Annotated in this window: 11 protein-coding genes; all 11 read left to right on the forward strand. The window is 68.7% G+C overall.

Annotation, left to right across the window (positions count from 1 at the left end; translation table 11 throughout):
- Positions 1-4: 4 nt before the first annotated feature.
- The gene (gene rsmD, locus ND748_RS04355; protein WP_251744188.1) at positions 5-562 is read left to right on the forward strand and encodes a 16S rRNA (guanine(966)-N(2))-methyltransferase RsmD; all 558 of its coding nucleotides are present in this window, start codon (positions 5-7) and stop codon (positions 560-562) included.
- Complete coding sequence (gene coaD / locus ND748_RS04360) at positions 559-1,047, forward strand: pantetheine-phosphate adenylyltransferase (RefSeq protein WP_011606879.1); 489 nt, start codon at positions 559-561, stop codon at positions 1,045-1,047. Before rsmD ends, coaD begins: the two co-directional genes overlap by 4 nt.
- A gap of 338 nt (positions 1,048-1,385) precedes the next feature.
- Positions 1,386-2,000: a DUF177 domain-containing protein gene (locus ND748_RS04365; protein WP_251744190.1), complete on the forward strand. Its 615-nt coding sequence runs from the start codon at positions 1,386-1,388 to the stop codon at positions 1,998-2,000.
- Positions 2,000-2,170: a 50S ribosomal protein L32 gene (gene rpmF / locus ND748_RS04370; RefSeq protein WP_009742317.1), complete on the forward strand. Its 171-nt coding sequence runs from the start codon at positions 2,000-2,002 to the stop codon at positions 2,168-2,170. Before ND748_RS04365 ends, rpmF begins: the two co-directional genes overlap by 1 nt.
- A 6-nt stretch (positions 2,171-2,176) precedes the next feature.
- Positions 2,177-3,250 (forward strand): phosphate starvation-inducible protein PhoH, encoded by a 1,074-nt coding sequence (locus ND748_RS04375; protein ID WP_251744192.1) that lies wholly within the window; start codon positions 2,177-2,179, stop codon positions 3,248-3,250.
- The gene (gene rnc / locus ND748_RS04380; protein ID WP_251744194.1) at positions 3,247-4,065 is read left to right on the forward strand and encodes a ribonuclease III; all 819 of its coding nucleotides are present in this window, start codon (positions 3,247-3,249) and stop codon (positions 4,063-4,065) included. Before ND748_RS04375 ends, rnc begins: the two co-directional genes overlap by 4 nt.
- Before the next feature lie 93 nt (positions 4,066-4,158).
- A complete protein-coding gene (mutM, locus tag ND748_RS04385; protein WP_251744196.1) occupies positions 4,159-5,130 on the forward strand; it encodes a bifunctional DNA-formamidopyrimidine glycosylase/DNA-(apurinic or apyrimidinic site) lyase in 972 nt (323 codons plus the stop codon).
- Between the two features lie 207 nt (positions 5,131-5,337).
- On the forward strand, positions 5,338-6,102 hold the full coding sequence (locus ND748_RS04390) for a DUF2786 domain-containing protein (RefSeq protein ID WP_251744198.1): 765 nt from the start codon (positions 5,338-5,340) through the stop codon (positions 6,100-6,102).
- Between the two features lie 392 nt (positions 6,103-6,494).
- Positions 6,495-6,806, forward strand: coding sequence for an acylphosphatase (locus tag ND748_RS04395; RefSeq protein WP_251744200.1), 312 nt, complete (start codon positions 6,495-6,497; stop codon positions 6,804-6,806).
- Positions 6,807-7,019: 213 nt separating this feature from the next.
- The gene (locus tag ND748_RS04400; protein WP_251744202.1) at positions 7,020-7,217 is read left to right on the forward strand and encodes a hypothetical protein; all 198 of its coding nucleotides are present in this window, start codon (positions 7,020-7,022) and stop codon (positions 7,215-7,217) included.
- Between the two features lie 427 nt (positions 7,218-7,644).
- Positions 7,645-10,428: chromosome segregation SMC family protein (locus ND748_RS04405; RefSeq protein WP_251744204.1), on the forward strand; the 2,784-nt coding region annotated here is incomplete at its 3' end.

Here is a 10,428-nt window from a genome sequence, read left to right on the forward strand (position 1 = left end):
CTCGATGACGCGAATTATCGGTGGAGCCGCAGGCGGTCGCCAACTCGTCGTTCCCGCGAGTCGATCCACCCGGCCGACGTCGGATCGTGCCCGCGAGGGCCTGTTCAACACGCTGTCGACGTGTGTCGACCTGCCGGGCGCCCGGGTTGCGGATCTCTACGCGGGCTCGGGTGCGGTGGGACTGGAGGCGTTGTCCCGTGGCGCATCGCATGCTCTTCTTGTCGACCATGATCCGGCGGCGGTCCGGGCCCTGCAGCGGAACGTGACTGCTTTGGGACTTTCCGGCGCTGAGATCGTTCAGGCTCCGGTGGCGCGTGTGGTGCAGAACACTTCGGGGGATCCCTACGATGTGGTGTTCCTCGATCCGCCATATGCGATGAGCGACATCGAGCTCGGTGAAGTGCTGGCAAAGCTCTGTTGTGGCACATGGCTGGCTGCGGAGGGTGTCTGTGTAGTCGAAAGGTCTCACCGATCGGGTCCGGTTGCGTGGCCGGACGGGTTGTGTGCACTGCGTGACCGGAGGTACGGGGAGGGTGTTCTCTGGTACGGTATTCGATCATGAGGAGGGCAGTCTGTCCCGGTTCATTTGATCCGATCACCAATGGCCATCTCGACATCGTCATCAGGGCGAGCAAGCTCTTCGACGAGGTCGTGGTCGCTGTTTCGATCAACAAGAACAAGGCCACCCTGTTCACTATCGACGAGCGCATGGAGCTCATTCGTGAGGCGGTGCGCAATCATCCGATGGCGCCGTCCAACGTCGTGGTGGATGCATCGCACGGCCTGGTGGTCGACTTCTGTCGCGCGCGCGGTATCCAGTCAATCGTCAAAGGTCTGCGCGCGGTGAGCGATTTTGACTACGAACTTCAGATGGCACAGATGAACAATTCGCTTGCAGGCGTGGAGACGCTCTTCATGAGCACGAACCCGCAGTATGCGTTTCTGTCCTCAAGCCTGGTGAAAGAGGTCGCCCGCTACGGCGGGGACGTCTCGCACCTTGTGCCGGATGTGGTGCTCAAGCAGCTCCGCGAGCGCGCGGTCGAGTAGTCGCTGGCCGCCGCCGGGGTGCGCCCGAGGCCGCTCGACCGGCGGTCCGCTTCGGGTGGGGGCTGACGGGGTCCGTGAGGCTGGGGTGGTCGCCTGGCCAGGTGCCGCCTGGCCAGGTGCCGACAGCATGACGGCCGTGTCGTGACCCGATCGGATACGCTGGACACGTAGTCGTCGACTAGCTGGGGTGCGTCCGGCGGTCCTCTGGGTGCCCGGAAGGGCCTTCGGGGGGCGGGCCGCTCGGCCGTCAGTCGTCGCTGCAGCAGCCCCGCCCCCAAGTAGGGTCCGCCACCGCGGGCCTTCCCGAGCCGAACCTAGACGTGAATTCGACTGCCTCCATGACTGGATTCCCCCCCCGCCGTAGGACGCCAAAGGGTCCCTGGGTGCTTGACACCCGCGAGCTCGGCCGGCGGCCGGGGTCGATGCGTCGTGTCCAGACTCAGGTCGTGCTTCCCGCCGACCTCGGGACCGAGATGATGTGGGTACCTGCGGGAGCCGTGGCCACATTGGATCTTCGGTTGGAGTCGGTGATCGAGGGGGTGCTGGTCAGCGGCACGATCGAAGCCCCACTGAGGGGCGAGTGCGGTCGTTGTCTTGACGAGGTGTCCGATGTCGGCACGGTCGAGGTCCGGGAGCTTTTTTATTACGCTGACCGGGCGGTCGACCTGGCGGATGACGACGATGCCCGGGTCCTTGTCGATGATCACGCTGACCTCGAGCCTGTGGTCCGGGATGCGCTGGTACTCGACCTGCCGCTGTCCCCCACCTGCCGACCGGACTGCGCGGGACTGTGCGCGGACTGCGGGGCGCGGCTAGACGATGTCGGGCCGAATCACTCCCACGACCGCCTCGACGCGCGGTGGGCTGCGCTGTCCGCTGTGGCGGGAGGCAGCGCTCCGACGGGAACTGATCAGGGTCGGTCCGACCCTGACGAGAGCAAGGAGAAGGAATAGTGGCCGTCCCGAAGCGGCGCACCTCGCGCAGCAACACCCGGTCTCGCCGTTCGCAGTGGAAGGCCAAGGTGCCAACCCTCGCGAAGTGCTCCCGGGGGCACGTGATCCGGCCGCACACCGTGTGCACGACGTGCGGCCGGTACAACGATCGTCAGGTGCTTGACGTCTGACCCGATGTGACCCGTATCGCCGTTGATCTGCTTGGGGAGGGGCTCCCTGTCGGGCCCCTCCTTGAGGCGTTGCCTACCGCGTTGGATGCGGACCCGCGCTTGGTGCTGATCCTTGTTTCGCCGGCAGAGGGTGTTCGTGATGAGCTGGCGCGGCTCGGCATCTTGGCTGGCGAAAGAGTGTTGCTGAGATCAGCTACCCGCACAGTGGCGGGGGGACCTGAGGCCCTTCGCGAGGTCCGTTCGCGTAAGGATGCCGGTGTCCGGGTGGCGGCCCGGTTGGCCCGTGCGGGCGACGCTGATGCGATGGTCTCCATCGCGCCCATCGAGTCGGTCGTTGCTGCTGCCCAGTTCACCCACGGACTGCTTCCCGGCGCCACGCGAGCGGTGCTAGCGGCAATCCTCGGTCGACAGGACGCGGGTGTCGTGTTGTGTGACGCCGGATCGGCCGGCGGGGTAACGGCCGACGAGCTTGCCCAGTCCGCGCTGCTGGGCAGCGCCTACGCGGCCTTGCGGTTCGCGGTGGACGCACCCCGGATCGGGTTGCTGGCACCGCGCGAAGCGTTGTTGGATCCGCCGCGGCGTCTCGCCGACGAGCTGCTTCGGTCGCTCGATCTGAACTATGTCGGCCCGTGCACGGTGGAAAGTGTTCTCGCCCGATCTGAGCGGGCAGATCAGGATCGGGCGGCCGATGGCTGGTCTTCAGTAGCGGGCTCAGACCGGCGGCTGGAGGTTGCGGTGACTGACGGTTATACCGGTGATGTCGTGCTGTCGACCGTCCGAGGTGTATCGAGCTGGGAACGTCGAAATACTGCCGGCGGCACGGACGCCGACCTGGATCCGGCATGGGGAACGTTGGAAGATCCTGATGTGCGAGGGGGAACGATCGTGCTGGGGGTCGACGGTGTCGCGGTCCATGCGGAGCGCACCCAAGGAGGATCCGTGGATGCCGGGGCCGGCGGGCTGCTCGCCGCGCTGAGGTTGGCGTCGCTGGCTGTGCGCGGGGATCTCGTCCTGCGTACCCGGGCCGCGATGGCGACCCTGGTGGCGCGGCGGCGGGCGCTGGCTGGGTTGGCCGGATGACGCGCCATCTTTCGCCTCCCCCGCCACGGGACGGCCTGATCGAGGTTCTCGAGACCGCCATCGATCCGGAGCTACTCGACCGGGCGCTCACGCACCGTTCCTACGCCTACGAGAAGGGCGGCCTTCCAACCAACGAGCGGTTGGAGTTTCTGGGTGACGCTGTGCTCGGTCTCGTCGTGACCGCCGCACTTTTCCTCCGTCATCCGGATCTTCCCGAGGGGCAGCTTGCCAAGCAGCGGGCCTCGGTGGTGAACATGCGGGCGCTCGCCGATGTGGCCCGTGGCATCGGTCCGAACGGCCTTGGGCCCTACCTGCTGCTCGGCCGGGGGGAGGAGACGACCGGAGGCCGCGACAAGGCGAGCATTCTGGCCGACACCCTTGAGGCCATCATCGGGGCGGTCTATCTCTCGGCTGGCCTCGACGCGGCCTCCGTCTTCGTGCATCGCCTGTTCGATCCATTGTTGGACGAGGCTGCGGGTCGCGGCGCCGGGCTGGACTGGAAGACGTCATTGCAGGAGCAGACGGCCCTGCTCGCTCTCGGACCACCCGAGTATGTGGTCGAGGAGGCCGGTCCCGACCACGCCAAGAGATTCACCGCGCACGCACGCATCGCCGGCGAGCCACTGGGCGAGGGCGAGGGCGGCAGCAAGAAGGAAGCGGAGCAACGGGCCGCGGCGGCGGCTTTCGCCGTGCTGGAGAGTCGAGCGGCCGCGGCGGCGCAGCAGGATCGGGACGGCGGTCCGCCCGGCCCCGGCGTACTCGGCGATGCTTCCGTGGCAGGTCAACTGGACCGGGGGCAGGTCTCGGGCCGCTGAGGCGACCACCGACTGCCCGTCCGGACGTACCGTTTCGCACGGATGGGTCGGGACCGGTTCCGACCCTGACGCCGCCCCCGACGGTCGGAGATCATGCCAGAGCTACCAGAGGTGGAAGTCGTGCGCCGCGGGCTGCAGCGCGGTGTCGTCGGCCGGGTCATCGCGTCGGCTGAGGTGTCTCACCCGCGTGCGGTCCGCCGTCATGCGGGCGGCGCAGCTGATTTTTCCGCCCTGCTCGTCGGACGGCGGGTGACGGCCGCGAGACGCCGGGGCAAGTACCTTTGGCTCGCGCTGCGCACGGACCCCGCGGCCGTCGCGGCGGTTCCGGCCGGGGCGCTGGCGCTGACGGCCGAGCCGATGTCAGAAAGTATGCCGGTGGGCCTGCCCGTGCCGGAGTGCTCCTCGCCGCGCGCCCCCGACGACGCCCTGATCGCGCACCTCGGCATGAGTGGTCAACTACTTGTGGTGCCGCCGACGGCTCCGGATCAGAAGCACCTGCGGATCCGTTTCACCTTCCTTGACGGAGGCCGGGAACTGCGGTTCGTCGACCAGCGGACCTTCGGCGGTCTGGCAGTGGCGGTCGGTGGTGGGGAGCTGCCCGAGCCGGTCGCTCACATCGCCCGGGACCCGCTTGATCCCGCCTTCGACGAGGACCTCGTCGTCCGACGGCTGCGCGAGCGCCGTACCGGCGTCAAACGGGCACTGCTCGACCAGACGCTGATCAGCGGGGTGGGCAACATCTATGCGGACGAGGCGCTGTGGGCGGCCAGGATGCACTATGCCCGTCCGACGGAGACGTTGACCCGCCCCGAGATCCGTCGGCTGCTGGGCTGCGTCCACAAGGTCATGATTGCGGCCCTCGACGCGGGCGGGACGTCCTTCGACAGGTTGTATGTCTCGACCGAGGGGGTCAGCGGACTGTTCGACCGGTCACTGGAGGTCTACGGTCGCGCGGGCCTGCTCTGCGGCCGGTGCGGGGACACGATCCGCCGGGACGCCTTCATGAACAGATCCAGCTTCACCTGCCCCACCTGCCAGCGCCCGCCTCGCCACCCCAGGTGGTAGGCTTCGATCAAACGTTCGAAGACGGGAGCCTCCTCAGGAGGTGATCTCGAACGTAGCAGCGTGAGGGCGGTGAGAGCCCGACCCCCGCGCTGACTCATACTGTCGCCTCATCCGGGGCCGAGTCGGGGTTGCTCCCGGCTCGGTGAGGCACCACCGACGGCGTCGGGTCGTGCTTTGGGCGCCCGAGGCGAGAGGGACGGAGATGCCATGAATCCGGATGCGCTGCTCGGCCGGGTGCGGAAACTTTTGGCGATGGCGGAGGCCGAGGGGCTCACCGAGGCCGCCAGGGAGACATACAACGTCAAGGCGGCCGAGCTCATCGCACAGTATGGGATCGACCGCGCGCTCATCGAGGAGGCTGAGCCGACCCGGGTCGCGGCCGCAGACCTTGTGGTTGCCGTCGACTCGCCCTACGCCCGAGACAAGGTCTCGCTGTTGGCGAGCATCGCAGCCTCGCTTGGATGCCGGCTCGTGCATCGCACGGTTCGCCGTGACGACGGGACGGAGCATTCTGCGCACCTTTTCGGCATGGATGCGGACATCCGCCGCGTGCAGTTGTTGTTCACCTCGCTGCTTGTGCAGCAGGCACACGGATTGGCCGTCACGCGCCCGCCGCGGCACGAGGACCCGAGAGCGTTCCGCCGGTCGTGGATGGCCGGGTTCGCCCTGGCCGTCGCGCAGCGGTTGGCCCGTACGGAGCGGGCGGCCCGCGAGCGAGCCCAGGCTCAGCAGCGGGCGGCGGAGGACGACGGCTTGGGGAGCCGTCCCTCGGTCGGGGTGGTCCTGGCCGACCGGAGCCAGCGGGTGGACGCGCATCTCGCCAGGGTCTATCCGCGCTTGCGGACACCGCGGGCGCGTCAGCTCTCCGGCAGCGGCGGTCAGGCAGGCTACCTGGCCGGCGAGCGAGCCGATCTCGGGCTCGGCAACCGGGTGCCCGGTCGGGTCTCGCCAGCGATCGGCTCGCGTGGATAGATGACGGATCTTCCTGGCTAGAGCTTGCCGCCTGGAAGGTTGGGAACCGCGGTCTGCGTGGGGCCGGAGGTCCGTGGCGGAGCGTAGCCAGGTCCGATGATCTTATCGGCGCCGTCGACCGGCTCCGGCGTCACATGTCGATCACCGTCGCTGCTTGCGTGCGGGACGGGTAGCGACCCACCGTCCTGGGAGAAGTTCTGCCCGCAACCGCTGATCAGCAGTGCCGACCCGAGGGCTCCGCAGACGAGTGCCACGGCGGTGGACCTGCGGCGGGAACGCGGTCTCAGCGACCGCACCCGTTGCAGGTCCACCGGCCGTCGCGCCTCGCTCGATCGGCCTGCCATGTCTGAGAAAGATGAGGTGTCCACGATGGGCTGTACCCTACCGTGCTGATGAGCGAGGTACCCATCAAGCAGGCGGCGGCTGGCCCGACCGTGGTCCGCTTCACGGCTCGTGTCGTCGGCCGTGTTCAGGGCGTCGGTTTTCGTGACTACGTGCGTACCCGTGGCCGCCGGCTCGGCCTGGTGGGAACGGCCACCAATATGCCCGATGGCGCCGTCGTGGTGATTGCGGAGGGCGCTGCGCCCGCATGCCAGAACCTTGCCCGCCTGCTCATGACGGGTCACACCCCCGGTTGGACGGACCGTGTCGAGGTGGTGTGGCAGAGGGCACAGGGCGATCTGGCCGACTTTCGCCGGAAGTGACTGCTTGCGGACACTGTGCTGGCCCAACTGTCGTCAGGATGACGGTCGAGTTTTTGCGTGTTCACCGGATCGGTCGTGGGTCATGTGGCATGCTCTTGACTTTCGGTCACTCGGCGTGGGACTCTAGAGCCATTGTTTGGGGCGCACTTTGATCTGTTCGGATCTTGTGTTGTCCGACACCCACTAGGTCACTCATCGTGGAGGACCATCACTATGGCGAAGGCCCTTTTCGGCCACGTCGGTTCCGGCAGCGACCTGCGTCTCTCCTACGAGGTACGCCGGCTCCGTGCTCGAGTTGCGGAGCTTGAGGCTGAACTGACTCGAGTACGCGACGTCAACGAGGCACTGGTCGGAGGTGTCGACGTACCGGAGGATGTCCGGGCACTCGACGCCGAGCCGGCCTACAGCTGAACCGCAAGTTCGGCTAACGGGGCGTTTCCTGCGAGGAACGCCCCTTCGTACTGCCTGCACCCAGCTTCTAGCGATTTGCGAGCCTCAGTATGTGCGTGATCAGCTACATACTGTAGTCGAGGTGTCGCTTGGGCGGGGGCGGTCGTCAAGGCGTCAGGGTCATCGTTCGGGGGTGAAATCCTAGCGCGACCCTGGAGTGCTGCGATGTCCGTCCCCGTTCGGGGGCTGGGACGCAGCGATGGTCTTGTCGCAATCCTGGCCAGACGCGTTACTTTTCCGGCTCCGCAGGCCCTGTTGAGGGTATGGCTGCGGAGTGTAGCCGTATGATCGCTTTGCGCCGCTCGATAGGATGGATCCATCCCACCGTCGGCTGATCCCGGCCATCCGTCACCAGTCCGGCGAGCCCTCCTCACCGCTCCGGAGACCGGTGCACCTCAAGAGCCTGACCCTGCGGGGCTTCAAGTCCTTTGCGAGCTCGACCTCCCTGCATCTCGAGCCCGGAATTACCTGTGTGGTAGGCCCGAATGGGTCCGGTAAGAGCAATGTGGTCGATGCCATCGCCTGGGTGCTCGGGGAGCAGGGCGCTAAGGCGTTGCGGGGCGGCACCATGTCGGACGTCATCTTTGCGGGCACACCCGCGCGCCCGGCGCTTGGTCGGGCAGAGGTGTTGCTCACGATCGACAACTCCGACGGCGCGTTGCCGATTGAGTACACCGAGGTTACCGTCGGCCGTCTCATGTTCCGCAGCGGCGAGAGCGAATACACGATCAACGGCACGGGATGCCGGCTCCTCGACATCCAGGAGCTCATGAGCGACTCGGGGATCGGTCGCGAGTTGCATGTGATCGTGGGCCAAGGCCAGCTCGACGCCGTGCTGCAGGCGCGCCCCGAAGATCGTCGTGCGTTCATCGAGGAGGCCGCCGGCGTTCTCAAGCACCGCAAGCGCAAGGAAAAGGCGCTGCGCAAGCTTGAGGCGATGTCGGCGAACCTCACCCGACTCGGCGACCTCTCCGCGGAGCTACGTCGGCAGCTGGGTCCCCTCGGCCGGCAGGCGGAGATCGCGCGAAAGGCCGGAGTAATCCAGGCCTCGCTCAGGGACGCCCGGCTTCGGTTGCTCGCGGACGATCTGCACTCGGCCCGGACCGCGATCGACTCAGACGTCGTGGACGAGGAGGCGCTGCGGCGACGACTCACCGACTCGGAGACGGCGCAGCGTGTCACGACGCAAAGTGAGGCACGGCTCCAGGCGGAGCTTGCCGCCGTCGTCCCGCGCGCGGCCGCGGCGCAGGAGACCTGGTATGCGATGGCCTCCCTGCGGGAGCGATTGTTGGGAACCCGCTCGCTGGCGACCGAACGAGCCCGGCTGCTGCGGATCGGATCTGACGACCTACGAGGTCGTCGTGATCCAGAGGAGCTCGAACAGGAGGCGATCGCGGTCCGGGAGCAGGAGATCGCGCTCACCGAGCGGTTGGAGCGCGATCGCGAGCTGCTCGAGGAGGTGGTCATCAGGCGAGCGGACCTCGAGGCGGCGCTGGCACACGAGGAACGCGAGCTGATCGCCGCTGCCCGCGCCGCGTCCTCCCGGCGCGAGGAGATCGCCCGGCTCGCGGGCCAGGTCGAGGCCGCGCGGTCGAGGGCGACCGGCGCGGAGGAGGAGATCGCGCGGACGACGGAGGCGTTGACGGCCGCGCGGGAGCGCGATGCGCAGGCATCCCAGTCCCGAACCGCGCTGGAGACGGAACTCACCCAGATGGAGGGCGCTCGAGAGGAACTCGCCGAACGGCATAGCACCGCGGTGGCGGTGCACGCCACTGCGACCGACCGTCTGGAGACGCTGCGGACACAGGAGCGCGCGGCCGAGCGGGACCGGGCGTCCTGTACGGCGCGCCGTGATGCCTTCCAGCTTTCGCTCGCGCCGGCGGACGGGGTGGCGGCTCTGCTCGAGGCCGTCGCGCGGGTGCGGGTTCCCCAGGGCGAGCTGCCTGGCAACGCGGTTGGTCCGAGCGACGAGGTCGAGCGGGCTCACGATGACGCGCCGTCGGGCGGTTCGGCACTGGCGAGGTCCGCTGCCGGGAAACGAGGCGGACCCGGCGGCCGTCGGCACCGGTCGGGTGCGGCGAAGGACTCCGACCCGGCCGACAGGCGCCGGACCGAACTCCCGCCCCTGGACCCCTCCTTTGCACCCCTGGGCCGGCTGTCCGACGTCGTGACCGTGCGGCCGGGGGCCGAGGTGGCGGTGGCCGCGGCGTTGGGGCCGGCCGCCGACGCGCTGCTGGTCGCCACGGCGACCGAGATAGTGACCGCGTTCGCCTGGCTGCGGCAGGCCGATGCCGGCCGGGCTGCGCTGGTGATCGCCGGAGCCAAGGGGGATGGGAGCGGGATCGCGGGCGATCCCGATGGCGCCGGCGGATGGCAGCGCACCGGCCTGGGCCGCGGCGAGGCGGACGGGCCTGTCGCCGATGCGGCGGGTCGGCTTCCCGACGGCTGCGTCCCCGTCCTGGCACTGGTGGAGATCGTCGACGACCGTTTCCGTTTCGCGCTGGTGTCGCTGCTCGAATCAACCATCGTTGTCGACGATCTGGCCGCCGCCGAACTAGCCGTCCGGTCTCGGCCTGATCTGCGGACGGTCACGATGTCCGGCGACGTCCTCGGTCCCGCGGCGTCGATCGGAGGCAGCTCGCACCCGCCGTCGGCGATCGAGTTGCGTGCGGCGGCCGATGAGGCAGCGGCCGGAGTGGTGGAAGCGGCCCGACGGGCCGAGGCGGCCCACGAGTCCTTCGAGCCGGCCAGGGCCGAGGTGGCGCGGACCCGTTCGGCCATCGACGCGGCGCTGGCCGCCCTACACGGAGCTGACGCCCGGTACCGGGCGTTGTCCGAGCAGGTCGCGCAGCTTGAGCGGGTGAAGGGCGGCGCGGGCTCGGAGGTGGTCCGACTCGAGGCCGTTCGCGGCCGCGCGGAAACGGCCAGGGATCGGGCCTACGGCGCGCTGACCGAGCTGGAGACCGCCCTCGCCGCGACCTCTGCGCAGCCGGAGATCGACGAGCCTACGCCGGCCGAGCGGGACCGGCTGGTCACCTCCACCTCGGCCGTGCGCGCCGCCGAGGTGGAGGCCCGGTTGGCCGTGCGGACCAGCGAGGAACGGGCGCGCGGTCTGCAGGGGCGAGCGGACGGGCTGATCCGGGCGGCGGCGAGCGAACGAGCGGCCCGGGCC

The organism is Frankia sp. AiPs1 (assembly GCF_023716945.1).
GTDB lineage: Bacteria > Actinomycetota > Actinomycetes > Frankiales > Frankiaceae > Frankia.

Bases quoted from the DNA above. Each gene is read 5' to 3' on its own strand.
- rsmD (WP_251744188.1), top strand. From the start codon at position 5: ATGACGCGAATTATCGGTGGAGCCGCAGGCGGTCGCCAACTCGTCGTT.
- coaD (WP_011606879.1), top strand. From the start codon at position 559: ATGAGGAGGGCAGTCTGTCCCGGTTCATTTGATCCGATCACCAATGGC.
- ND748_RS04365 (WP_251744190.1), top strand. From the start codon at position 1,386: ATGACTGGATTCCCCCCCCGCCGTAGGACGCCAAAGGGTCCCTGGGTG.
- rnc (WP_251744194.1), top strand. From the start codon at position 3,247: ATGACGCGCCATCTTTCGCCTCCCCCGCCACGGGACGGCCTGATCGAG.
- mutM (WP_251744196.1), top strand. From the start codon at position 4,159: ATGCCAGAGCTACCAGAGGTGGAAGTCGTGCGCCGCGGGCTGCAGCGC.
- ND748_RS04390 (WP_251744198.1), top strand. From the start codon at position 5,338: ATGAATCCGGATGCGCTGCTCGGCCGGGTGCGGAAACTTTTGGCGATG.
- ND748_RS04395 (WP_251744200.1), top strand. From the start codon at position 6,495: ATGAGCGAGGTACCCATCAAGCAGGCGGCGGCTGGCCCGACCGTGGTC.
- ND748_RS04400 (WP_251744202.1), top strand. From the start codon at position 7,020: ATGGCGAAGGCCCTTTTCGGCCACGTCGGTTCCGGCAGCGACCTGCGT.